The organism is Algibacter pectinivorans, from assembly GCF_900112595.1.
GTDB classification, from domain to species: Bacteria; Bacteroidota; Bacteroidia; order Flavobacteriales; family Flavobacteriaceae; genus Algibacter_B; species Algibacter_B pectinivorans.
Window position 1 is genome coordinate 176553 of record NZ_FOMI01000005.1, and the last position, 24251, is coordinate 200803.

Genomic DNA, 24251 nt, shown 5'->3' on the forward strand with positions numbered 1-24251 from the left:
TTCATTCCTGCGAAGGCAGGAATCTTTTATTTAATTATACTTTTTTCAATCGAGTAAGCACTGTTTACTGCCACTGTTTACTGCCACTGTTTACTGCCACTGTTTACTGCCACTGCATACTGCGACTAATTTTCAACCCAGTTTTTTAAAATTTTCTTTCCATCGGGTGTTAATACAGATTCTGGGTGGTATTGCACGCCTCTTACATCATAGACTTTATGTCTTAAAGACATGACTTGTCCGTTTGCATCGAATGAGGTGGCTTCTAAACTTTCTGGTAATTCTGGACTTACCACCCATGAATGGTAACGACCTACTTCGATATTTTTATCTAAGCCTTTAAAAATATATTCGTCGTCTACACTAATGGTAACATTGGTGGCTACACCATGATACACATCGTCTAGATTTATAAGTGAACCTCCAAAAACTTCGCCAATGGCTTGCTGACCTAAACACACACCTAATATACTTTTTGTTGCGGCGTATTTTTCGATAATTGGTTTTAGTAAACCGGCTTCGTCTGGAATTCCAGGACCTGGCGACAATACAATTTTATTGAAAGCCTCCACATCTTCTAAAGCTAATTTGTCGTTTCTTACTACGGTTACATTACAGTTTAAATCTTCTAGGTAATGTACCAGATTGTATGTGAAACTGTCGTAATTGTCTATAACTAATACTTTTTTCATCTGTTTATCATTCCTGCGTAGGCAGGAATCTATTTTTAGTTAATCTTTTTATATTTCTGTTCATCCCGATAATTATCGGGACGAACCAAAAAATCAAGATCAAGCCGAGGAATTTTTCAGTAAAAACTGAAAACCGATTTGAAAACTCCGCGTCGAACTCCGTTCTCCTGTTTTCGGAGCTTTTCTTCATCTATTCTGCGTCTTGATGTTCAATTCTACGAATTGATACAGGTGTTGACTTTCTGCTATTTTTATTTTTTACTTTCAATTTATTTTTAATCTTTCTAACTTCTAACTTCTAACTTCTAACTTCTAACTTCTAACTTGCGTTAGGGATTGCAGCGGCATCCTTTTTTTGCTGCCATAAATGGCAAAAAAAGACCTGCCTGCCTGCCTGCCTGCCGGCAGGTATAGCGTAAAGCCCGACCCTTGTGGTAACGCCCATACTTTAAATGTTTTCGGCTAATTTAATAGCTTTTTTTAGTGCTCCTAGTTTATTATATACTTCTTGCAGCTCGTTTTCTTGATTGGATTTTGATACCAATCCTGCGCCGGCTTGCCAGTTTAATTTATAGTCTTTACTTAAAAAAGTACGAATCATTATGGCGTGGTTAAAATTGCCATCGAAATCCATAAAACCAATGGCGCCACCGTAGTAGCCTCGGCTGGTTTTTTCGTAATCTTCTATGAGTTGCATGGCGCGGTGTTTTGGCGCGCCGCTTAGGGTTCCTGCTGGAAAGGTATCGGCCACGACTTGCATGGTTGATGTTTCCTTGTGTTTTTGTCCTGTTACTTTACTTACCAAATGGATAACGTGAGAGAAAAACTGAACTTCGCGATAGGTAACTACTTTTACTCCGCTACCGTGGCGACTTAAATCGTTTCGTGCTAAATCGACTAGCATAACGTGTTCTGCGTTTTCTTTGTCGTCGTTTTTTAGTTTTTCGGCTAAAATTTCGTCTTTGTGCTCATCGCCAGTACGTTTAAAGGTTCCTGCAATGGGGTGTATTTCTGCTAAACCATCGTCGACAATAAGTTGTGCTTCTGGCGAGCTGCCGAAAATTTTAAAATCGCCATAATCGAAATAGAATAGGTAAGGCGATGGGTTTATGCTTCTTAGAGCGCGGTATACATTAAAATCGTCGCCCGTAAATTCTTGAGAAAAACGTCTGGATAATACCAATTGAAACACATCTCCGCGTTGGCAATGTTTTCTTGCTATTTCAACTTGGTTTCTAAATTCGTTGTCGGTAAGGTTAGACTTAATATCGTCTTTAGAACTAAAATTATATGACGCGAAATTTTGAACGTTTATAAGTTTATCTATGGCATCGATATTGTTTTCGGTGTCTTCATAACAATGCGCAAATATGTAAGCTTCGTTTTTAAAGTGGTTTATGGCTATGATGTTTTTGTAAACGGCATAGTACATGTCTGGAATAATCACCGAGTCGTCTTTTTTACTAATTTGAACATCTTCGAAATACCGAACAGCATCGTAAGCGGTGTAACCAAAAATACCGTTGTTTATAAACTTGAAATCCTCGTCGGTTTTGGTATCGAATTTTTTAGTGAATTTGTGTATTTCGTCGGCCACATTAACATCTTTAGTAATGTTTAAAGTTGTGGTGCTGCCGTCTGGAAATGTTTCTGAAATCACTTCGTTTTCTACCTTAATTGTAGCAATAGGATTAAAACAAATGTATGAGAAGTTTTTATGGCTTCTGTGATAATCGCCACTTTCTAATAAAATACTATTTGGGTATTTATCGCGTATTTTATAATAAACCGTTACAGGTGTAATGGTATCTGTTAAAATGCGTTTGTGGTGTGTATAAAGACTAAATTTTTTCATTTTATGTTTTTATAAATTTCCGCTTAGGCGAAAACAAAAATATTTATAAATAAAAAAAGGCTTGTCGTGAATGACAAGCCTTTTGAATATTTTTAAGTTTTAAATATACTAGGGTTTTACTTCACGAAGATTAGTTTCGAAAGCTCCACCACCAAGTATTATTTAAAATTGAATTCATTTTTTTGTTTTAATTGGTCCAAATATAAAGATGAAAATAGTTTTACACAAAACTTTGAATCGTTTTTTACATAAAAGTTTGTTAAACTATAAGAAATGCAAAGAAGTATTATTTAATTTTATAGTTATGAAACTAAAAGCATTATTTGTTGCTATTCTTTTAATGGCAAGTTGTAAAGAAAATAGTAAGATAACCGAAGTGGTTAAGGAAACTACCAAAGAAGTTGCCGTAAATACCAGTGAAACTAATGATGTTAAACTTGAGATTTATGATTTTGCAGGTTTTGAGCAATTTTTAAATAAAAAAGATGATAAAACCTACGTTGTTAATTTCTGGGCTACCTGGTGTGCACCTTGTGTAAAAGAGTTACCTTATTTTGAAAAATTAAATAGCGAATACCAAAGTAAGAATGTTGAGGTGATTTTGGTGAGTTTAGATTTTCCGCATATGTATGATAAAAAACTGAAGCCTTTTATTAAGGAAAACGCTTTAAAATCGAAAGTTATTGTATTGGAAGATCCAGACATGAATAGTTGGATTCCTAAAGTAGATAAAGGTTGGTCGGGTTCCATTCCTGCCACAGTTATTTACAAAAATGACACGAGTAGGTTTTATGAGCAATCTTTTAATTACGAAGAGTTACAACAAGAAGTTAATCAATTTTTAAAATAAGATATAGTATGAAAAAATTAATAAAATTAGTTCCGGCAGCAATTCTTGTGCTTTTTATTAGTGCATTTACTTTAAATAAAACCGTAAGTAACGGTTATGGTATTGGCGATATAGCCGAAGATTTTTCGTTAAAAAATATTGATGGTAACATGGTGTCCTTATCAGATTATAAAGAGGCCAAGGGGTTTATTGTAACTTTTACTTGCAACACCTGTCCGTTTGCAGTGATGTACGAAGATAGAATACAAGCCTTAAATGAAAAATATGCACCAAAAGGTTATCCTGTTATAGCCATTATGCCAAATAATACAGATGTAAAACCAGGCGATGCTTTACCAGAAATGAAAAAGAGAGCAGAGGAGAAAGGTTTTACTTTTCCTTATTTAATAGATGAAGGACAACATGTATATCCAAAATTTGGCGCTACCAAAACACCACATATTTATGTGCTTGAGAAAACTAATAAGGGTAATGTTGTAAAATATATTGGTGCTATTGATGATAACCATACGGATGCATCGGCAGTAAAAGTAAAATTTGTTGAAAATGCGGTTGATGCCTTATTAGTAGGAAAAGAAGTGGAGCAAAAAGAAACCAAAGCAATTGGATGCACCATAAAAGTTTAAAACATACAGTATTGGCTGTTTACAATCCGAAGTGTAATACTTCGGATTTTTTTTCGTCTATACATTTAGTTATGTTAATTTTGTATAACATCAATATTTAAATAAAACATGGAAGATTTAACACAGGAAGAATGGGCAGAACAGTTAGCCAACGATACTAATGCAGTTGTGCTAGATGTAAGAACCGATGCCGAAGTGGCCGATGGAATTATTGAAAATGCCATTCATATAGATATTTATAAGGGTCAAGAATTTATTAATGAAATTGAAGGCCTTGATAAGAGTAAAAATTACTACGTGTATTGTCGTTCTGGAAACAGAAGCGGTCAAGCTTGCCAAATCATGGAGCAGTTAGGTTTTGAAAATGCATATAACCTTGAAGGCGGCATGTTAGAATGGACTGGCGATGTTGTGGATTTGTAGTGAGTTATAAATGTTGTGAACGGTCTGGTTTTATTTTGTTTTTAGCGTGGTGGTGTTTAATCTAACTAAGAATGAAAATAACATCTTAATATTTAAAACCTTTTTAGCATAAAAATGTTAGAAGGTGTTACTTTTTTTAATAGTTTATGGCTTGCACCAAAAAAGTTTTAAAAATATTAAAAATTTATAGTCTACTTAAGATTGATTTTTTGCTGTTGCAATTAGCTGAATAAAAAATGGTGGTTTTAAATTTTTTTGGTTTTAAATTTAATACTTAGGATCTAGCAAACGTTTTAATAGATTGAAAATGATCTTAGGTTTAATCGTTAATTTATGTTTTGGTTAGCTTGTTTAACTACTTTTTAAGTACTTTATCTTTTTAATTTTTACGTTATTACGTAATTGCGTATTTTTATTTAAAGTTTACCTTTTAAGTATTAATAGCAATTAATTATATTCACGTCATGGAAAACGGTTATATCATTTTAGGCCTGATAGCGCTACTGTTTTTAAGTATTTATGGTTTTTCTTATCTATCTGTAGCGAGAGAGAAAATGAACCAGAAAAAACAACAACAGAAAGAGTTAGAAAAAGCGCAACTTAGGCGACAAGCTCGAATAAAAAATCAAGAGTTAATTGATGAGCGCGTAAGGAAATTTAACAAAAGAAAAGAAGAGATTCAACATGAATTAATGTTGTTAAAAAAGATGAAAGAAAAGCAAAAAGTAAGTTAAGTAATTCTATCATCTAGAAAAGCTCCAATGTTAAAAAACATTGGAGCTTTTTTTTAACATGGTTTTAGCGTTGTTGTCTAGAAATAGCTAGATAATTTTAAATTTCTTTTTCTATCTTAGTTGAATGACCCACGAATTAAAACTTATAGCCCAAGAAGCCAGAAAAAATGAGCTACTAGGCATTAAAAATGTTCTTGCTACTGTGGTGGCTTTAGATGGTTCGTCCTACAGGCGTCCGGGTGTTAGAATGTTATTGTCTAGCAATGGTGCCATGGTTGGCGCAGTTAGTGGTGGTTGTGTAGAAAAGGAAGTGCAACGCAGTGCACAATCTGTGTTTAAAACAGGAGTTTCTAAAATGATGACCTACGATGGGCGTTACCGCTTAGGTTGCGAAGGTGTTCTATATATTCTTTTAGAGACTTTTAAAGTTTCAGATGAATTTTATACAACGTTTACTAGTAAAGTAGAAGCGCGAGAATCTATGACACTATCTTCCTTTTACGAGAAAAAAGATGCTGTTGAGGGCGACTTTTATTCGGTACTTGCTTTTAGTAAAGGGGCAACATTTACGTTTTCGGCGGTTAAACGTGCTTCAATGGTTGTTCCTGCATTAAGCGTTTTTAAGCAAACACTACTACCATGTTTTAAGTTGGTTATTATAGGAGGCGAACATGATGCTGTTAAGCTTTGTAAAGCAGCTTCGTTATTAGGGTGGCAGATACATGTGGTTTCATCAATTAAAGACCCTAAAACTCTCAATGATTTTCCGGGAGCAACGGCGGTAAGCTCTAACACTCCAGAAAATTTTGATATAAGCACATTAGACTCTAATAGTGCGGTTGTTTTAATGACTCATAATTTTGCACAAGATTTAAGTTATTTGGTAAGACTACAAGATTGTAAATTACCATATATTGGTGTTTTAGGATCGGCCAAAAGACGTAATCAGCTAGAAAATGATTTGTTCGATTATATTCCAGAATTAAAAGAAACATTTATAAATAGCATACATAGTCCGGCAGGATTAAATATTGGTGCTATTACTCCAGAGGAAATTTCAATTTCTATTTTATCTGAAATTTTAGCAACCATAAGAAATAAAAACCCCGTTAGTTTAAAAACCATAACAGGTAAAATTCACACGCAGTTGTAATGTGTATTGCAGCGGTTATATTGGCAGCAGGAAAAGCGACTAGAATGGGTAGTGTAAAACAATTACTTCCTTATAAAGGAACTACACTTTTACAACATGTTATTAAACAGGTAGAAGTCTCTGATGTTAATTATATAAGTTGTGTTCTTGGAGCCAATTTTCAAGTTTTAAAACATACTCTAACAAACCACAGTGTAACGGTTATTGATAACCAGAAATGGGAACTTGGTTTAAGTTCTAGTATTTCTGTGGCGGTTACTCATTTAAAAACATTACAGCCATTACCAGAAGGTGTTTTGTTTTTACTTGCCGACCAACCGCACGTAGATTCAGACTATATTAATAAAATTATTAACTGTTTTAAAAATAACAATGGAAAAATAGTAGCATCTAACTATGCAAATGGCCATGGCGTACCAGCTCTTTTTCCTGCCGTTTATTATGATGCGCTATTAAACTTAAAAGGGGATAAAGGTGCTAAGCTATTTTTAGTTAATCATAAAGAACGTGTTATTAGCATAAAAACGAGTTCTGAAGATGTATTGTTTGATGTGGATACGCCTAAAGATTATAACAAGTTAGTAAAAGGGAAAAGCGAGTAGTTTTAATACACTACTTCATGTGCTTATAAATTTTTTCTAATAAAATGGTCTCGTCAAAAGGTTTTGTAACAACGTCATTTATTTTAGCCTGTTTAAAACGTTTTATATCTTCCTTAAAGGCTTGTGTAGACAAAACAATAATTGGTGTTTTTTTATATTCTCTAGATAGGTTACGTACCGAAGCTGCTAGGTCCATTGCAGAAAAATCTTGAATGGTATTAGCTAATAAAATTAAATCGACATCTTTGTTTATAATGTTGGATACCAGTTCTTCTCCTTTTGAAATAATATTAATATAAAAATGACCAGTTGCAGCTAGTATTTTTAAAATAGTAAGTTGTATTAATTCAGAATCTTCTACAAGTAAAATATGGTACTTTTTATTTAATTTAGGAACCTGGTATTTTAGGAGTTCTTCTTTTATGCTTTCGCGGTGGTTTGAAAGCTTAAAACTAAGGTTAAAGGTAAATTTAGAGCCTTTATTTATTTCGCTCTCTACTTTAATATTACCTTGCATTTCAGAAATTAAATACTTTACTATAGATAGGCCTAAACCAATACGCTTATCGTTACGAGCTGCAGCATCTAATTTGGTGAATCTTTCAAAAATAGTATCGATTTTTGAGGCTTCAATACCAATGCCAGTATCCATAATTTCAAAGTGAATATTCGCTTTTTTAGCTCGTACATAATTTAGCGACACATTTAATGTAATGCTTCCTGTATGCGTGTTGTTTATAGCATTTGTAAGTAAATTAGCGATAATTTGTTTTAATCTATACTGGTCTGCTTTAACGTATTCTGGAAGTCCTTCCTGTAGATTGAAATTGAATTCTAATCCTTTATTATTAGCCAAAATTTTATAGCCTGTAATAATATCATTTAGTAGTTTGCCAAAATCAAAAACTTTATCGTTTAAACTTAATTTACCAGATTCAATTTTGGAAATATCTAAAATATCTTCAATCCTAGTTTTTAAGTCTTTATTTGCAGATTGAATAATGTCTAGATAATTTTTTTGATCGGCATTCAAATTACTGTTAATTAGTAAATCGCTAAAAATAATAGACGCCGTTATAGGATTTCTTAGTTGATGGCTAAAGTTTGCTATAAAGTTGTTTTTAAAGGTTTCCTTTTCTAATAAATACTCGTTTTTTAATTCTAAAACTTGAGAGTTTATAATGGATTCGTTTCTAGTTTGTGCAGTAAGTTGGTAGTTGTTGTAGTGCTTTGTTAAATCTTCTAAAATAATAAGGTTCTCGTTTTTATTTTGAGATATTATAATAATATCGGCAATAAGAATTTTATTATTAAATTCGAGATTAATACATGAAAACTCAAAAGTTTCATCATTAACTTGTAGTAAATCAGTTAATATTTCGAAAAATGGATGACAGTCTTGTAAAAGCGATTTGGGCTGTACTGTAAAAAGATTATTATCCGTTTCTAGGACAGCGCCAAAATTGTCTACTAGAATGTATTGAAAATTGTTTTGGTGATATTTCTTTTTATACGCTTCTAACATAGCTTCTAAATTAACTCTTTAGCTAATTTAGAAAAAAGAGATTCAACTCTGCTACCATTTTTAGCACTAACAAATAAATCGACCAAATCATCAAATTCATCGTTATACTGTGTTAAATATTCTTTATTTACTAAATCGACTTTATTTCCAACTACTTTAAGTGGAATTTTAGAGTAGTTTTCATGTAAGTAATTAATTTCGCTTTTTAAATTTTCAAAGGTCGAAGGTCGTGATAGGTCAAAAACATAAATAAAAGCATGTGTACCAAGTAGGTACGATACTCTGGTTTTTTTTATGTCATCTTGCCCTTCTAAATCCCAAATAATAAAGGAAACAGATTGGTCTTCAGATAATTCTAAAGTTTTTTTAGAAATATGAACTCCTATTGTAACTTTATAATCTTCGGAAAATGTGTTTTCAACAAAACGTCTAATTAAAGATGTTTTTCCAACCCCAAAATGACCAATTAAAACTATTTTTTTAGATGCTATCATCGTTAAAGAAATCTTCGAGTTTTTGGTTTATTAATGTTTTATTATTTAAAATGTCAGACACTTTTTGTTTGCTTGTAAAATCTAGTATTTTATCCTCTAATTTGTCTTGGTATATAATGTTGTATGCTCCGGATATAACTACTGCAATATAAAACGAAGAAAAATTTTGAAGATGAATGTGGTAAAGGTCGTAATCTATATGCTGTAAGTTCTGGCTTTCTTTTTTAAAGGCATCTTCAACAAAACTTTTAATAGCGGTTAGCATACCTGCAACCATGTCTTCGTCTGTGGTTATGTTTTTAGAAAATTCGGCTAAAACAATACCAGAACCTTTTTCAATTATAATTACTTGTTCTATTTTAGTATTGCTTAGTTCTTGCAGTATTAAATCGGATTCATTAACACCAGATGCCTTAGACTTGGCTTTTCTAAAAATACCTTTAAAAGAAAATGTGTTATTAACCTGCGTGTTAATTTTATCGGATAGTAACTTCATTTCATGCTGTATATAACGCTTTATCATTTTTCCTATAATAGGGAAAAGGGCTTCTACAACAGCATCTTGCGAGTTTTTAATTTCTTCCTTTAAAGTTTTGGTAATGGTTGGTCCTAAGGTTTTAGGAATTTCCTTTATAAAGTTGTTTAGCTTATCATCAATGATAGGGTCTACCTTACCAGATAGCTTTTCCTTTTCATTAATGGTTTTTTCAAGACTTTTAATTTTTTTTTCGATAGATGAGGTAAACTCCCGCTCGTCTGTAAGCAGAATATCTTTAATGATACTTAGTTTTTCATCTTGATTCATTAGTGCAGTAGTATTTAGTCACTAATTTTCTCACCTAATTTTATAAAAAGTTCACCTAGTAATTTTCGGTTCACTTTTTTCTCATCGAGGTTGTCTAATTTATCTTCAACAGATTTTTCTAAATCGGAAATTCTTATATTAATATCTGTGCTTAAGGTATCTATATTTTGTAAAATTTCAGATTCTACAGTACCTATTAAGTTTTGAAGTTCTTCTTTTTTAGCTATAATATCAGCTTTTAAAGCTTCAAATTCCGAATTGTAAGCCTGAATATTTTCACCAAAAATAAGTTCTTTAATGGCGTCAATTTTTGAATTAGCAGAATTAAGCTTGCCATTCAAATTTTCCGGAGTCTCTTCTTTTACTTGTTCTTTCATTTTCGCAGTGGTATTAACCTATTCACACAAAAGTAGTTTAAAAAACACAATATGTGATATGTTTTTTCATTTTTTAGGTTTACGTTGGTAGAACTGTCTAGTAGTAAAGGTTTGTTGCTTTAGGGTTTAATGCGTGATTAAGTTTAAAAAAAAGTGGTTGTAGAGGTATGTAGTTAATAATTCTGTTTTGTGTAAAGACTTAATTAAATGTTGTAATTTTAGGTTTTTGTTATCTGTGTTTTTTTAATAAATTTTTGTTAGGAAGTAGTGGGATTGTTTTAGACTTGTATTTTCTATTTTGTAATAAATTTATTTTCTTTGACTTTGCTTGTAATTTCTGGGGGATTTTCCCATAAAACTCTTGAATATTCTTGAGAAATATAGAGGGTCGTTAAACCCTATTTGGTAGCTAATTTCTTTAATGCTTAGATCTGTGTAACTTAAATATTCGCATGCTTTTTGTACTTTTTTTAGTTTAAAAAAAACGAGTACGGGGTAACCTGTGTTTAATTTAAATTTGGAATGTAGGTACGACTTGGAATAATTGAATTTAGAAGCAAGTTCATCTAGGGTAAAGTTTTTGTCTAAATTATTAAGTAAATAATCTTTAACAGAATCTACTAAGTTTTTATTTTGCTGAGTATTACTAATAGACTGAAAATCGTAATAAACAAATGAACTTATAAAATTAAGACTCAATAGGTTTGCGTATTCTATATGGTTTAATAGGTAATTATTGTTAAATAGGTCAAAGATTTTATTGAATTGGTCTATAATGCTTTTTGAAAAGGAAATGTTTTTATAATTATTGCTATCTGTTTTTGAATAGCGATTGTAAATTTCTTTACCAAAAGGCCCGTTAAAATGAAACCAGTAAATACTCCATGGGTTAGTATCATCTGCTTTATATTCATGTTTTGTTTTTTTGGGTATTATAAAAAAACTGTTTGGAGTAATTAATGTTTTTTTGTTGTTTATAATAATTTCTCCTTTACCTTTTGTGCAATAAATAAAAATAAATTCTTTAGATCCTTTTTTTCTTGATCGAAAATGGTGATTTGCTACAGGGTAATAGCCTAGGTCACTAATATAAAAATTTTTTGAAATAGGATTGTTTTTAATTTGTTCTAAAATGGGTTTTGGGAATGCAACCATTTTTTGCCCTAGAAAACCTTCTTTTAAATTATTTATATCCATTTTTTTCTGATTGTTTGGTTTTTATATAAATAGCATTGCTTTTAAGGTGTTAAAAGCTTAAATGCTTTTGTTATATGTGCTGTTTTTAAAGGTGTAAAGTAATTTTGTCCATGTATATGCTTTTTTTGTCTATAGGTGGAGGGGCTTAATGCTGTAAATTTGTAAAATAACACTAAATTATTGTGTTATATTGTAAATAACGGCAAAATTTTATGATATTGTTAATTATTGTAAGTTTAAGTAGGTCTTTTTTTTAGGAGTAAATTGTAAAAATGTCTATGTTTTGTTGTTGCCATGAATTGAATAAAACTAAACAACTAAAAAATGAAAAAAATGAAAACAAGTTTACTGTTTGTAGTCTGCATTGTTATGACTATAATGAGTTGTAATGATGAAGATGATTCTCAAGGAATAAATTCTACCCCAGAGTTTATATCGTTTGTGGATGCTATTTCTTCTTTACCAGGTGAAACTCTTACTTTTGAAGCAGGAATTTCCGATCCGGCAGGAATTAAATCGATTAATATTAAGTATGAGTCTTGGTTTTTAGATAAAACTATTTTTAAGGACTCTTTACCTGATGTTTATGAGTTGGCTTATGATTTTATAGTTCCCGATGATGCAGAGATGAATAGTGTGCATACTATTGTTATAACTGCATATAATGTAGGAGGGAATCAAATAACTAAAAATGTTGTGGTAACTTTAGATAAGGATGTAACTAACCCAACGATACAAATTGTTAGCCCTACTAATCAATCAACAGTTTTAATAGGAGACGGTAATGAGATTGTATTGGATATTACTGTTTCTGATGCAGAACTTGCTGAATTTAAAATTGAAAGTAGTGTTTTAAATGAAACTAAGGCGATTTCAGGTGAGACTTATAATTACATAAGAGCTTTAGATATAAGTACTTTAGGTAACTATGAATTTGCAATAACTGTAACTGATGCCTCTGGGAATATAAGGACAGAAACAATATCAGTAAATGTGCTAGACGAATTGCTTTTTGAGGTTATGTATATTACAGATGTAACTAGTAATGCTGCTTTAAATGATGACTTGTTTGGTGTTCCTTATAGTACGATTGCTAGTACAGCTAGTACAGAAGATGGTTATGTTTTTACAGGTAAATATTATTCTTCGACTCCTAATTCAGAAGTGAGATTTATTCCTCAACAAACCGCGTTCGAGCCCTATAGTTTTGGAGCGGATCCTAATGCTATGGGTGAATTGATTTTAGGTAATGATGCCTCAGTAAGTCCAATTGTTGTGCCTGGTGTTGGTTATTATGAAATAACTATGGATTTAAGAGATCAAAGTTATGTTGTAGAACCTTATGTGCCGATCGATACAGCTTTTGATCAAGTTTATGTTTTGGGTCGTGGTGTTTATCTAGACGCAACAAGCTCTACCTGCGTTGATAATTCAGATGGAAGTACAAGATGTTGGCACTTTTTGTCTGGAAAGCCTTTTATTCCAGATAGCAATAACCCGTATTTGTGGACTATAGATGTTACTGCTCAAGATCAACCTGATGATAATGGTGCTAATGGTTTTATATTAAATGCAAATCCAGAAGGTTGGGGTCCGTTTTGGAGAGTAGATGCCAATGACCCGTCAGTAACAATACCTAATGCTGGAGCTAACTATGTTTTTGATGACAGTTCATTAAACAAGGATTATACTTTTGTGTTCGATACTCATTTAAACAGACTCGTAGTGAAAAATAGATAAAGAACTCTTGTAAATAAAAAAAATAACAAACAAACAACTAATTAAATGAAACAAATAATTTTAATTATATTAGGAGTCCTTAGCTTTAGTTTTACGGCAGAAGCACAAAATATTATTGAAGGGACAATTACAGATAGCCAAGGGCAACCAATACCAGGGGTTAATGTTATAGAAAAAAACACGGTAAATGGTGTTGCCTCAGATTTTGATGGCAACTATACCATATCTACTAGAAACAACGCGATATTAGTATTTAGTTATATAGGTTATAAAACACAAGAAATTAGTGTAAATAGCAGAAGTAAAATACCAGTAATAATGGTAACTGACAATGCTAAGTTAGATGAAGTTGTGGTTATTGGTTATGGCTCAGTAGAAAAAGATAAAATTGCAACATCAATAGCTTCTATAGATGGTGAAGAAATATCTAAACAAGTAGCTAGTAATGCTGCTGAAGCGCTACAAGGAAAAGCAGCTGGTGTGCAGGTTTTGTCTTCTGGTGGGTCTCCAGGAGCATCGCCTAGAATTTTAGTGCGTGGTGTAACTACTATTTTAGGTAACTCGAGTCCTTTAATAGTTGTAGATGGTGTATTGCAGCCAAGTGGCACTTCCTTAAATGCTGTGAACCCGCAAGATATAAGTAGTATGGATATTTTAAAGGATGCGGCAGCTTCTGCTATATATGGTTCTAGAGCTTCAAACGGTGTAATTCTAATTACTACAAAAAGAGGTAAGTCTGGTAAACCTGTAGTTAATTTTGATTTTAATTACGGTGTTCAGGGTTGGGATAGGATAGCAGTAGCCGATGCACAAGAGTATATAAGTGTTATTAATACTCGAAGAATAAATGATGGCACTGCACCACTTTATAATCCTGAAGACTATGGGGCAGGCACGGATTGGTGGAATGAGGTTGTTGAGGATTTTGCTCCAGTTGTTAATGCTAATTTAAGAGCGTCAGGAGGTAGTGAAAAGATTAAATATGGCGCAAGTGTTAGTTTTTTCGATCAACAATCCAATTATAATAAAGGGTATTATCAAAGAGTTACAGGGCGTTTTAATATAGATTTTGAACTATCGGATAGGGTTACTTTAAAACAGGATATTAGCCCTAGGTTTGAGAGCTATGAAAACACCCCTAATTTATTATTTAATACACTTAGGATAGACCCTTTAACACCTGTTTATGTTTCTCAAAGCGAACGAGTAGGGCGCAACGAATATAGTATTTTTGGTTTGTCAGAAAATTTGGTACCCAATCCAGTTGCGCAATTAGCAAGGCAGTTTACAGAAAACAAATTCTTTGGTTTGTTTTCTAATACCCAGTTAAATTTTAAAATAACACCAGACATAACTTTTACTTCTCAACTAGGTCTTAATGTAACGTCTTTAACATGGGAGGTTTTTAATCCTGAATATTTTATTGGGCCTAATCGTCAGAACGAAATTAATAACTATACTAAAAATGTAACTCAAAATTTTGATTACGTTGTTAATAATACAATAGCTTTTGATAAAACTATAAATAAAAAGCATTACTTAAATTTATTAGGTGGAATTCTGTTTGACTCAGAAAACACAAATTATTTACGTGGTTATGCCGATGGGCTTCCTAGTAATACCGACCAAAATTTATGGCAGTTAGACGCGGCAGAAGGCGAGACTATAAGAGCGTCAGGAAATCAGGGTACTCAAAATATACTTTCGGGTGTTTTTAGAACAATTTATAGCTATGATAGAAAGTATACAATTAACGCGTCAGTAAGAGTTGATCAGTCTTCTCGTTTTCCGAAAGAGAACAGGATAGGAATATTTTCTAGTGCCTCATTTGCTTGGGATGTCGATTCGGAAGATTTTTTCAAAAGTGAAACCGTAAATAATTTGCGACTTAAAATAGGAATAGGTGAAGTAGGTAATCAAAACATAAATAGAGACGGCGCAGATTTTACTATTGGTTCGGATGATTATGTTTTAGGGGGGCAGCGTGTGGTATCTAACTTCTTAGGGCAATTCGGAAACCCTAATTTAAAATGGGAAACCGTAAAAGATAAAAATTTTGGGTTTGATTTAGGGGTGTTTAATAATGAATTGACACTTTCTGCGGAGTACTATATTAAAACTTCTGAAGATTTATTAAATCAAGTTGAATTACCCAATTATACAGGTGTTCCAGGAACGGTGGCTCAAAATGTAGGTAGTGTTGAATCAAAAGGTATTGATATAGCTTTAGGTTATAACAAAAAATGGAATGATTTTACTTTAGGACTTAATTTAACTGTATCATCAAATGAAAGTAAAGCTGTGGAGTTAGCACCAGGTAATGAGTTGATTTTAGGACAAAGAAGACCTACTTTAGGGAATAGATTTGTAAAAATAACTGAGTTAGGAGAGGTTGTGGGATTGTTTCAAGGGTACAAAACAGACGGTATCTTTCAAAACCAAACGGAGCTAAACTCACATACCTCTGAAAATGGAAAGGTTGTTCAGCCAAATGCACAAGTTGGGGATTTACGTTTTGTGGACCAAAACGGTGATGGTCAATTAAACGACGAAGACTTAGTGACTTTAGGAAACCCATTTCCAGATTTTTTTGGAGGTTTAAATCTAAATATGCAATATAAAAAGATAGATTTATCTATGCAATGGTATGGCACCTTCGGGAATGACGTGTATAATGGTAATCTAGAATATATTCGAGCAGGTACACAAAATCTTAATGTGCTTGCTGGTACTACAGATGTTGTATGGACGCCAACAAATACAGATGCAAAATTTCCAAGACTAACAGAATTAGATAGAAATGGAAATTATAAGAATCCATCAGACCTTTTTATAGAGGATGGTTCTTATTTGAGATTGCGTAATATTCAGTTAGGGTATAACTTTGATGTTAAAGGTTTTCAAAAGTGTAGATTTTATGTTTCAGGGCAAAACCTTATTACAATTACAGACTATAGTGGTTTTGATCCTGAGGTTCAATCAGGTGGTATTATTGATGGTCTAGGAGTGGATTTTGGAAGAAACCCTGTATCCAAAACATATTTATTAGGACTAAATTTAACTTTATAAAAATTATGAAAAAGATTGTATTATTTTTAACGATTATTACAGCACTAGTCTTTGTGGGGTGTGATAAAGAAGATTTTTTAGATCAGCCGGTTCAAGGCAAGCAAACGTTGGATGATTTCTTTTCAAATGCCCAAAACGCAGAAAATTTTATCAATGGTATCTACAGAAAGATAAATGGAGAAAGTTGGTGGCAAGTTAATTTTCAGCGACAAATTAACGAAATGGCAACCGATGATAATTGGGCTGGTAATACGGAGCAACCTAGGCCAGATATTTTTGGAATAGCACAATACAACGTGTTTCCGGGTTCAACTTATTTTAATTCTTTTTGGGAAAGTCATTACATAGGAATTACACGTGCTAATATCGCTTTAGATCGTATTCCGGGTGTCGAAATTGACTTGGAGAAAAAAGAACAATATCTTGGCGAAGCCAAATTTATTAGGGCATTTTTCTATTTCGACTTAGTAAGGAATTTTGGAGGTGTACCAATAGTGTCTTCTTACAATGAAATTTTGGACCCTTCAATTAATGACAAAACAAGAGCTTCAGTTGAAGATGTGTATGCGTTTGTAGAAGCAGATTTAAAAGAAGCTATAGGTAGTTTGCCAAGAAAAAGCGAGTATGCACCAACCGATTTAGGAAGGGCTACTAAGGGGGCGGCTCAATCCTTATTGGCTAAAGTTTACTTGTATCAAGAAAAATGGGATAAAGCGCAAACCATGGCTAAAACGGTAATGGATTCCGGTGAATATGCTTTGGAACCAGATTTTGCAAACCTTTATAAGGTAGGTTTTGCTCATGGTGTCGAATCAATTTTTGCAGTTGAGTTTATTAATAATCCAACATTTTCTGAGGTTGGAGGTCAATTCCCTATTACTAATGGTAGCCGTGGCGACCGTGGCTGGGGTTGGGGTTCACCTACAAGTGACTTAGAAAATGCTTTCTTGAGTGAAGGTGATAATATAAGGTTAAGGTCTACTATTATTAAGCATGGTGAGCCAGTATTTGGAGATCCAGAGGTGTCCGAATTTGATGGGATACCATCTGAGAATAAATCAGGACGTACCAATAGAAAGTATTACACACCATTAGCAGATAGACCAGAGCCTTACGCAAGAGGTCAAATACCAGGACAGTACATTCATTTAAGGTTAGCCGATGTTATTCTTATTCATGCAGAGGCGGCGTATTTTAATGATGATGAAACCTCTGCACGAAACTCTATGAAATTGGTGAGAGATAGAGTTGGGTTAGATACTAATATGTCCTTATCCGGTACAGCTTTAAGGGATGCTATTTGGAAGGAAAGACGCTTGGAGCTTGCTTTAGAACAACAAAGACTTTATGATATTAGAAGACAAAAAATAAATGGTGTACCTAGAATAGCGTTAATACTAGGTCCAAACGGGTCTTTTGTTAAGTATAATACAGAAGAAAGTACAGACCCGTTTGAAACTACAAATCTTAAAGAGTCACAAGATAGTGGAGCCTTGTTTGATCCAAATATCCATATGTTATGGCCTATTCCTCCGGAAGAAATTCAATTATCTAGAGGTAATATAAAGCAAAACCCAGGGTATTAATCTTTAAATGAAATTTAGAATTGAAACGATGTTAAAATTGAATAGGTATATTCTGTGTTTTCTAACTGTAGGAGTCTTGGCTGGATGTAGTGCTAACAGCACTACAGGTCCCAATGACCCCAAGTTTGATGTGCTGGAAGAAAGAGTAACCCTTAATTTACACAATTTATTTCAAGAAATAGATCATTTTGGAGCTTCAGGTGGTTTTCAGGACCAGTGGATTGGGAAATGGCCTGAAACTTCTAAAAATCAAGTTGCTAAATTGCTTTTTAGTAGTGAAATGGATAGCCAGGGTAATCCCGAAGGTATTGGTCTCTCTTTATGGAGGACCATAATCGGTGATGGGGCTGCAGATCAATCTAATAGCGGTTTTTTTGCTTCCAATTGGTTTAGAGAAACAGAATGTTATCTAAACGCTAATGGAAATTACGACTGGAGCAAGCAAAAAGGAGAGCAATGGTTTCTATCTAAAGCGAGAGAATATGGTGTGACAAAATTTACGGCCTGGGCGGGGACACCTCCTTATTTCATGACAAAAAATGGATACGTGTTTAGTACAGAAGAAGTCCCTAGTTTTAATTGCAAGGTAGATAAATATGATGATTATGCAAATTTTCTTGCCGACGTATTAAAAAACTATGAAAACCAGGGGTATAACTTTGAAACAGTGTGTCCGTTTAATGAAACACAATACGAATGGAATTCCGATGTTGGAAGTGCTCAACAGTCAGGAACTAAGGCATCGAACTCAGAAGTTGCAGCTGTTACGAGAATCATTGATAGTGTTTTTAGTAAAAAAAATATTAACACTAAAATAATGATTCCAGAGGCAGCTCAACTAAAGTATTTGTTTGAAGGTACGAATAATACTTCAAACCAGGTAAGTGAGTTTTTTAATAGTTCAAGTGCTAATTATATTGGAGATTTAGACAATATCTCAAAACATGTAGCTGCACATAGTTATTGGAGTAATGAAACTACGAGTGAGTCTTTAAGACAACGAAAATCTTTAAAAACGACATTATCAAGTTATGGATTAGATTATTGGCAAACAGAATATAGTTTGCTTGGTACAGCCTACCAACAAGGAAAAGATCCTTCTGTTTTAAAAGAAATTGATTATGCTTTGTGGTTAAGCCGTATCATTCATACTGATTTAGTATTTGGCAACGCAACAGGGTGGAGTTTTTGGACAGCATTAAATCAATCTACTTATGGTGATCATCCCTTTCGGTTTAACCTTGTTTTGTATCAACCTAACTCTAATGGTTCATTTCATACAGATGGCACTTACAAGGAAAATAAACTTCTTTGGGCACTTGGTAATTTTAGCCGATTTGTAAGACCTGGTATGGTTCGTTTTGAAGTTTTAAATCCAGAATATAGCGATAATACTTCAGTAGAAAATTTTATGATTTCAGGCTATAGAAGTACAGTTAGCAACGATTTAGTTTTAGTATGTATTAATAATACAGATAATAATAAAGCTATTTCCTTTAAAAATTACACTAAAGACTTTGAATTGGTGGGAGATACATTTAATACCTATACCACGTCAACAATAAATAATTTAAAAAAAGCTTCCGTGGCATATGATGCTATATCAATTCCTGCTAAATCTATTGTAACGTTAAAGGGAGAGCTCAATTAGTTATTATTATTTATAAAATGCCATAAACATAAGTTATGTGTGTTTTGTTTAGAAGGTCAATTTCCAAGACAACTAATCTTTGGTTAAAAATACAAAATAATATAAAAAATTTAAAAATGAAAAAGAATAAAATAGTGGTCAAATCTTTACTAATTCTTGTATTTAGTTTTTTTTTAGGAGCCTGTAGTTCTGATGCTCCTACAGATCCTAACGATCCTAAGTTTGATGATATTGGAGATGATGATATGGAAGTGAGTATCAATACCGATATAACTCTTATGGTCAATGCCACTGATGGTATAGATATAAATCCAGAAATTTTTGGTGTTAATAATGATTGGAGGCAAATACCAGATAATACGTTCTCTAATTTTGCTTCCACAGTAAATAGCATTGGTACTACAGTGTTTAGGTATCCAGGGGGATGGGAGTCTGAGTTTTATGCCTGGAGCAGTAATACAACTCCAGGATGGGATAATACACCCTCAACCCCCGGAGCTTCAGTTTCTTCGTTAAAAAGCAACATAACTAACTACAGTATTGTTTTGCCTACGGTTGATGCTATGAATACAGTTATGGGGTCTTCTCAATGGAATGCGGCTTTAGCTAAATTAAAAGCTACTGCTCAAACGGCAATTACAGTTTCAGGCATTGAAAACGGTATTGTTGAAATTGGGAATGAATGGTGGTTGCAGCATGCGGGAGGTGTTTCCAGAGCGCAAAAATTAGACAAGTATGTTAATGTGGCTATGGATTTAGCGGAATATATTAATGATGAGTTTCCTAGCCGTGAATTTAAATTATTAATAAACGGGGATTATACTCAACCACAAGAATTTACTACCATGAAAAATAAATTCACAAAGGCATATAATGTTATTGATGGTGTTGCTTTGCATACTTATACAGGGTATTCAACAAGCACTCATAATATTGCAGATTTAGAGCAGAGAATAATAGACTGCGCTAATAATTTTAATCCAAACAAAAACTTTACTTATTTGTCTGAATGGATGCCTTCTAGAGATTATAACGATAGAGCGCTTTATATGGAGGCGGCTAACATTATTCCAGATATAATCCATATTTATGCAAGGGCAGGGGCAAACGCAGGTGCGTTTTGGCCACCTATAAATACATCAATTCCAGGGTTAGGTTTAACAAACTGGAATTACACTAAGGTGTTTCCGACTGGGCAAATCTTTAAAGAACTCTCAGAGTCTTATAAAGGAAAGGCATTAAAAACAACATCAAATACATTTCATTTAGCTGCGGCTTTAAATGATAGCCAAACCATGGTGTTATTTGTTACCGGAGGAAAAGAACTTTATAAAAAAGCAGGTATTATGGTGGAGGGGTTTAATGTTAATTCTATTGAAAATGTAGAGCGTTATGTACCAGTAGATTATAGTGATACTGCTAAGGCAGAACCTTATATAATTGAAACAGCATCAGCTCAACTTAGTTCAGACAATAAAGTTGTTATAGATGTAAATAAAGAAGGGAAATACCAAATTTATAAAATTGTCTTGAAAGGAGATAAAGAGTAATAGTAGTATTGTCTATGTTTATTGTTTTAATGTCTATTTATTTGTTAGCTTATAAGTGTAGTTTTGTTAATATATCTTAGTAAATAGTAGATTTTAAAGATTTAAAATGAAAAAAGCAAAAATTAATATAATACATGTTTTAGGAGTTTTTGTGTTGTTTTATATCACCTCTCAAAGCGTTAGTGCGCAATTGCAAAAAGTATATATTGATAAAAATTATACCTTTCAAACTATAGATGGATTTGGAGCCTCTGATGCTTGGAGATGTCAATTTGTTGGTAAAAATTGGCCCAATGTAAAAAGAGAAAAGATTGCAGAATGGTTGTTTAGTAAAGAGATTGATAAAGATGGAAGCCCTAAAGGAATTGGCTTATCAATTTGGCGATTTAATATTGGAGCAGGAACCGCAGATCAAGGTGAAGGTTCTGGTATAAGAAATGATTGGAGGCGTGCCGAATCTTTTGTAAGTATTAAAGGTAATTATAATTGGGACAAACAAGAAGGACAGCAATGGTTTCTTAAAGAAGCAAAATCTTACGGCGTTGAAAAATTCGTAGCATTTTCAATTTCTGCACCTGTGCAATGGACTAAAAATGGAAAGGGGTATAATGGCGGTAATAAAGATGGAGAAATAAATCTAAAACCAGAATATTTTGACGATTATGCGCAATTCATGGTAGAGTTTTTAAAACATTTTAAATCTGAAGGGATTAATTTTGATTATTTAAGTCCTATAAATGAACCGCAATGGGATTGGGAAAAAAAATCTCAAGAGGGTACGCCAGCAACTAACGACAATATTTTAGAATTAACAGAATTACTAAATGAAGGTATTGAAAAAAATAATCTATCAAGTAAAATAGTTTTAGCCGAAGCAGCTGATTTAAGGTGGTTGTATTCAAATTATGGTAAGCCAGAACGTGGTAGTCAAATCGATTATTTTTTTAATAAAAATAAAAATTTGAAAAACTTAAAAAGCACTATTTCAGGACATAGTTATTTTACAACTTGGCCAGTGGACAGCTTAATTGCTGTTAGGCAAAAATTAAATAATAAGTTAAAAGAACATCAAAATCTTGAATATTGGCAGAGTGAATTTTGCATTCTTGAAAATTCAGATGACATTGGAGGGGGACATAAACGAGACTTAGGTATGGATACAGCGTTATATGTTGCTCGGGTTATTCATGCAGATCTAACCTTGGCAAATGCCAGTTCTTGGCAATGGTGGACGGCTTTAAGTAATGCAAATTATAAAGACGGTTTAATTTATTTAGACACCGGAAATAATGGAGATATGTATAATATGAATAATATGAAATTCGACGGGAATTTTCATGATTCTAAACTATTATGGGCGGTTGGTAACTATTCTAGATTCATTAGGCCTAAAATGAAACGGATTAAAATTGAGTTAAGTGATAATAAAACCTTGAACGAAAGATATAAAGACCTAATGGTTTCCGCTTACCTAGATACAGAAACCTTAAAACTAGTGGTTGTAGCTATTAATTATGGAGAAAAAAAGCGAACTGTTGATTTTTCAGGTTATAAGATAAATTCTAAATACGAAACATCAACAGAGAAAAAATTAGAGTTCGAGAAAATAACAAGTAGAAATATAATTTTTAGTGGTCGTACTGTTAACACACTAATTGGCAGTCTATCCTTTTGATTTTAAAAAAATATAGAATGAAATTAAGTAATAGATATAGTAATTTGTTTCAGTTAGTTTTGAGCCTTTGTTTTGCAAGCGTTTTATTAAAAGGCTGTAAAAATAAAGATAAAAATATAGTAGATACTAGATATAAAAAGCCTAATATCGTCTTTATACTTGCCGACGACTTAGGAGCGCACGATTTGGGTTATTCAGGTAGTAATTACTATGAAACCCCTAATATTGATGCCATTGCTTATGAGGGAGTTCAATTTACGCAAGGCTATGCGGCATGTCAAGTATGCAGTCCGTCTAGAGCAAGCCTGCTTACAGGACAATACACTGCTCAGCATGGTGTTACCGATTGGATAGGTGCAGCAACTGGTGAAGTGTGGGGAGATTATTACAACACTAAAGTAATGCCTCCAGAATATGAGCATGCTATACCAGATGAGAGTATTACTATTGCCGAAGCGCTAAAACAAAATGGGTATAAAACATTTTTTGCTGGTAAATGGCATTTAGGAGATGAACCTTACACTCCAGAAAACAATGGATTTGATATCAATATTGGAGGGTGGGAAGTTGGTGGCCCTAAAGGGGGGTATTATGCACCTTGGAGAAACCCTAAATTAGATTATAAATATGAAGGTGAAAACTTAACTAAGAGATTAGCTTTAGAGACAGCCAATTTTATCTCAGAAAATAAAGATCAACCTTTTTTTGCTTACCTATCATTTTATGCCGTTCATGGTCCTATAGAAACTACAGAGAAAAAATGGGATAAGTATAGAAAAAAAGCTGAAGCCCAAGGCATTCCAGAATCAGGTTTTGAAATGGAGGCAAGGTTACCAATACGTACCGTTCAAGATAACCCTGTTTATGCAGGATTGGTAGAATCTATGGATGAGGCAGTTGGTATTGTTACAGAAAGATTAAAGAAGCTTGGTATAGAAGATAATACTATAATCGTCTTCACGTCAGATAACGGAGGTGTTGCCAGCGGGGATGCATTTTCAACAACCAATTTCCCATTAAGAGGGGGTAAAGGATATCAATGGGAAGGTGGTATACGAGAACCTTACCTTATAAAAGCACCAATGCTAAAAAACGCACCAAAATCTGTTAATTACCCAGTTTCAGGAATTGATTTTTATCCAACATTATTGGATTTGGTTGGTGCTGAAAAAGATCCAAAACAAGTTATTGACGGTGTGAGTCTATTGCCCCTTTTAAAAGGAGAGTCACTAAATGTAAGACCATTGTTTTGGCACTACCCACATTATGGGAATCAAGGAGGCGAACCCGTAAGTATGATTAGAAAAGAACAGTATAAACTTATTCATTATTGGGAAGATGGTCATGATGAATTATATGATTTGTCTTCTGATCCTGGAGAGAAAAATGATATTTCAAAAACTAACAAGCAAACTGTTAGCAATTTAAGAGTAGAGCTAGATAATTATTTAGCAAGTGTAAATGCTAGAATACCTGAAGTTTATAGTAAGTACGATGCTAAAAAAGCGGAAGTTTTGCAAGAAGAAAGAAGAACAAAGTTATTGGAGCGTTTAGAGAAACAACGTAAAGATTTTCTCGATAAAGATTTTAAACCAAACAAAGATTGGTACAATAGTAGTCTAAACACTAAAGATTAACCACCTTATA

20 protein-coding genes are annotated in these 24251 nt (G+C 33.1%); 13 read left to right on the plus strand and 7 right to left on the minus strand.

Features of this window, described 5'->3' with window-relative positions; translation table 11 throughout:
- Positions 1–125: 125 nt before the first annotated feature.
- Both BMY96_RS09350 and BMY96_RS09355 read right to left on the minus strand, forming a co-directional pair.
- Positions 126–692, minus strand: coding sequence for an anthranilate synthase component II (locus BMY96_RS09350; RefSeq protein ID WP_092851548.1), 567 nt, complete (start codon positions 690–692; stop codon positions 126–128).
- A 448-nt stretch (positions 693–1140) separates the two neighbouring features.
- Entirely contained in the window at positions 1141–2547 is a 1407-nt protein-coding gene (locus BMY96_RS09355; RefSeq protein WP_092851549.1) for an anthranilate synthase component I family protein, read from the minus strand.
- A 304-nt stretch (positions 2548–2851) separates the two neighbouring features.
- Here BMY96_RS09355 and BMY96_RS09360 point away from each other — a divergent pair, with 304 nt between their 5' ends.
- From BMY96_RS09360 to BMY96_RS09385, 6 genes are all read left to right on the plus strand, one after another.
- A complete protein-coding gene (locus BMY96_RS09360) occupies positions 2852–3397 on the plus strand; it encodes a TlpA disulfide reductase family protein (protein WP_092851681.1) in 546 nt (181 codons plus the stop codon).
- An 8-nt stretch (positions 3398–3405) separates the two neighbouring features.
- Positions 3406–4023, plus strand: coding sequence for a thioredoxin family protein (locus tag BMY96_RS09365; protein ID WP_092851551.1), 618 nt, complete (start codon positions 3406–3408; stop codon positions 4021–4023).
- 108 nt (positions 4024–4131) lie between these two features.
- Entirely contained in the window at positions 4132–4446 is a 315-nt protein-coding gene (locus BMY96_RS09370; protein ID WP_092851552.1) for a rhodanese-like domain-containing protein, read from the plus strand.
- A gap of 464 nt (positions 4447–4910) precedes the next feature.
- The gene (locus tag BMY96_RS09375) at positions 4911–5180 is read left to right on the plus strand and encodes a hypothetical protein (RefSeq protein WP_092851553.1); all 270 of its coding nucleotides are present in this window, start codon (positions 4911–4913) and stop codon (positions 5178–5180) included.
- 124 nt (positions 5181–5304) lie between these two features.
- The gene (locus BMY96_RS09380; protein ID WP_092851554.1) at positions 5305–6333 is read left to right on the plus strand and encodes an XdhC family protein; all 1029 of its coding nucleotides are present in this window, start codon (positions 5305–5307) and stop codon (positions 6331–6333) included.
- On the plus strand, positions 6333–6935 hold the full coding sequence (locus BMY96_RS09385; RefSeq protein ID WP_092851556.1) for a nucleotidyltransferase family protein: 603 nt from the start codon (positions 6333–6335) through the stop codon (positions 6933–6935). Before BMY96_RS09380 ends, BMY96_RS09385 begins: the two co-directional genes overlap by 1 nt.
- Positions 6936–6945: 10 nt before the next feature.
- On the opposite strand, the gene BMY96_RS09390 is transcribed toward BMY96_RS09385, so the two are convergent.
- From BMY96_RS09390 to BMY96_RS09410, 5 genes are all read right to left on the minus strand, one after another.
- Positions 6946–8460, minus strand: coding sequence for an ATP-binding response regulator (locus BMY96_RS09390; RefSeq protein WP_092851558.1), 1515 nt, complete (start codon positions 8458–8460; stop codon positions 6946–6948).
- 5 nt (positions 8461–8465) lie between these two features.
- On the minus strand, positions 8466–8954 hold the full coding sequence (locus BMY96_RS09395; RefSeq protein ID WP_092851560.1) for a Rab family GTPase: 489 nt from the start codon (positions 8952–8954) through the stop codon (positions 8466–8468).
- On the minus strand, positions 8941–9759 hold the full coding sequence (locus tag BMY96_RS09400) for a cell envelope biogenesis protein OmpA (RefSeq protein ID WP_092851562.1): 819 nt from the start codon (positions 9757–9759) through the stop codon (positions 8941–8943). Before BMY96_RS09400 ends, BMY96_RS09395 begins: the two co-directional genes overlap by 14 nt.
- 14 nt (positions 9760–9773) lie before the next feature.
- Positions 9774–10136, minus strand: coding sequence for a fructose 1,6-bisphosphatase (locus BMY96_RS09405; protein WP_092851564.1), 363 nt, complete (start codon positions 10134–10136; stop codon positions 9774–9776).
- Positions 10137–10445: 309 nt separating this feature from the next.
- Complete coding sequence (locus tag BMY96_RS09410; RefSeq protein WP_092851566.1) at positions 10446–11333, minus strand: AraC family transcriptional regulator; 888 nt, start codon at positions 11331–11333, stop codon at positions 10446–10448.
- Positions 11334–11657: 324 nt separating this feature from the next.
- Between BMY96_RS09410 and BMY96_RS09415 the strand changes: the two genes are divergently transcribed.
- From BMY96_RS09415 to BMY96_RS09445, 7 genes are all read left to right on the plus strand, one after another.
- Positions 11658–13073 (plus strand): hypothetical protein, encoded by a 1416-nt coding sequence (locus BMY96_RS09415; RefSeq protein WP_139205236.1) that lies wholly within the window; start codon positions 11658–11660, stop codon positions 13071–13073.
- A gap of 45 nt (positions 13074–13118) precedes the next feature.
- A complete protein-coding gene (locus BMY96_RS09420) occupies positions 13119–16142 on the plus strand; it encodes a SusC/RagA family TonB-linked outer membrane protein (protein WP_092851568.1) in 3024 nt (1007 codons plus the stop codon).
- Positions 16143–16147: 5 nt separating this feature from the next.
- Complete coding sequence (locus BMY96_RS09425) at positions 16148–17728, plus strand: RagB/SusD family nutrient uptake outer membrane protein (protein ID WP_092851569.1); 1581 nt, start codon at positions 16148–16150, stop codon at positions 17726–17728.
- Positions 17729–17804: 76 nt separating this feature from the next.
- Positions 17805–19379, plus strand: coding sequence for a glycoside hydrolase (locus BMY96_RS09430; protein WP_175473548.1), 1575 nt, complete (start codon positions 17805–17807; stop codon positions 19377–19379).
- Between the two features lie 116 nt (positions 19380–19495).
- Positions 19496–20929 carry a hypothetical protein gene (locus BMY96_RS09435; RefSeq protein ID WP_092851572.1) on the plus strand — a complete coding sequence of 478 codons (1434 nt, stop codon included), beginning with the start codon at positions 19496–19498 and terminating at the stop codon, positions 20927–20929.
- A 106-nt stretch (positions 20930–21035) separates the two neighbouring features.
- On the plus strand, positions 21036–22604 hold the full coding sequence (locus BMY96_RS09440) for a glycoside hydrolase (RefSeq protein ID WP_092851573.1): 1569 nt from the start codon (positions 21036–21038) through the stop codon (positions 22602–22604).
- 17 nt (positions 22605–22621) lie between these two features.
- The gene (locus tag BMY96_RS09445) at positions 22622–24241 is read left to right on the plus strand and encodes a sulfatase (RefSeq protein WP_092851575.1); all 1620 of its coding nucleotides are present in this window, start codon (positions 22622–22624) and stop codon (positions 24239–24241) included.
- Positions 24242–24251: the final 10 nt, after the last annotated feature.

Excerpts from the sequence above, each read along its gene's own strand:
- BMY96_RS09360 (WP_092851681.1), top strand. The coding sequence starts at position 2,852 with ATGAAACTAAAAGCATTATTTGTTGCTATTCTTTTAATGGCAAGTTGT.
- BMY96_RS09440 (WP_092851573.1), top strand. The coding sequence starts at position 21,036 with ATGAAAAAAGCAAAAATTAATATAATACATGTTTTAGGAGTTTTTGTG.
- BMY96_RS09370 (WP_092851552.1), top strand. The coding sequence starts at position 4,132 with ATGGAAGATTTAACACAGGAAGAATGGGCAGAACAGTTAGCCAACGAT.
- BMY96_RS09415 (WP_139205236.1), top strand. The coding sequence starts at position 11,658 with ATGAAAAAAATGAAAACAAGTTTACTGTTTGTAGTCTGCATTGTTATG.
- BMY96_RS09445 (WP_092851575.1), top strand. The coding sequence starts at position 22,622 with ATGAAATTAAGTAATAGATATAGTAATTTGTTTCAGTTAGTTTTGAGC.
- BMY96_RS09420 (WP_092851568.1), top strand. The coding sequence starts at position 13,119 with ATGAAACAAATAATTTTAATTATATTAGGAGTCCTTAGCTTTAGTTTT.
- BMY96_RS09375 (WP_092851553.1), top strand. The coding sequence starts at position 4,911 with ATGGAAAACGGTTATATCATTTTAGGCCTGATAGCGCTACTGTTTTTA.
- BMY96_RS09425 (WP_092851569.1), top strand. The coding sequence starts at position 16,148 with ATGAAAAAGATTGTATTATTTTTAACGATTATTACAGCACTAGTCTTT.
- BMY96_RS09350 (WP_092851548.1), bottom strand. The coding sequence starts at position 692 with ATGAAAAAAGTATTAGTTATAGACAATTACGACAGTTTCACATACAAT.
- BMY96_RS09400 (WP_092851562.1), bottom strand. The coding sequence starts at position 9,759 with ATGAATCAAGATGAAAAACTAAGTATCATTAAAGATATTCTGCTTACA.
- BMY96_RS09385 (WP_092851556.1), top strand. The coding sequence starts at position 6,333 with ATGTGTATTGCAGCGGTTATATTGGCAGCAGGAAAAGCGACTAGAATG.
- BMY96_RS09390 (WP_092851558.1), bottom strand. The coding sequence starts at position 8,460 with ATGTTAGAAGCGTATAAAAAGAAATATCACCAAAACAATTTTCAATAC.
- BMY96_RS09380 (WP_092851554.1), top strand. The coding sequence starts at position 5,305 with ATGACCCACGAATTAAAACTTATAGCCCAAGAAGCCAGAAAAAATGAG.
- BMY96_RS09395 (WP_092851560.1), bottom strand. The coding sequence starts at position 8,954 with ATGATAGCATCTAAAAAAATAGTTTTAATTGGTCATTTTGGGGTTGGA.
- BMY96_RS09435 (WP_092851572.1), top strand. The coding sequence starts at position 19,496 with ATGAAAAAGAATAAAATAGTGGTCAAATCTTTACTAATTCTTGTATTT.
- BMY96_RS09355 (WP_092851549.1), bottom strand. The coding sequence starts at position 2,547 with ATGAAAAAATTTAGTCTTTATACACACCACAAACGCATTTTAACAGAT.
- BMY96_RS09410 (WP_092851566.1), bottom strand. The coding sequence starts at position 11,333 with ATGGATATAAATAATTTAAAAGAAGGTTTTCTAGGGCAAAAAATGGTT.
- BMY96_RS09365 (WP_092851551.1), top strand. The coding sequence starts at position 3,406 with ATGAAAAAATTAATAAAATTAGTTCCGGCAGCAATTCTTGTGCTTTTT.
- BMY96_RS09405 (WP_092851564.1), bottom strand. The coding sequence starts at position 10,136 with ATGAAAGAACAAGTAAAAGAAGAGACTCCGGAAAATTTGAATGGCAAG.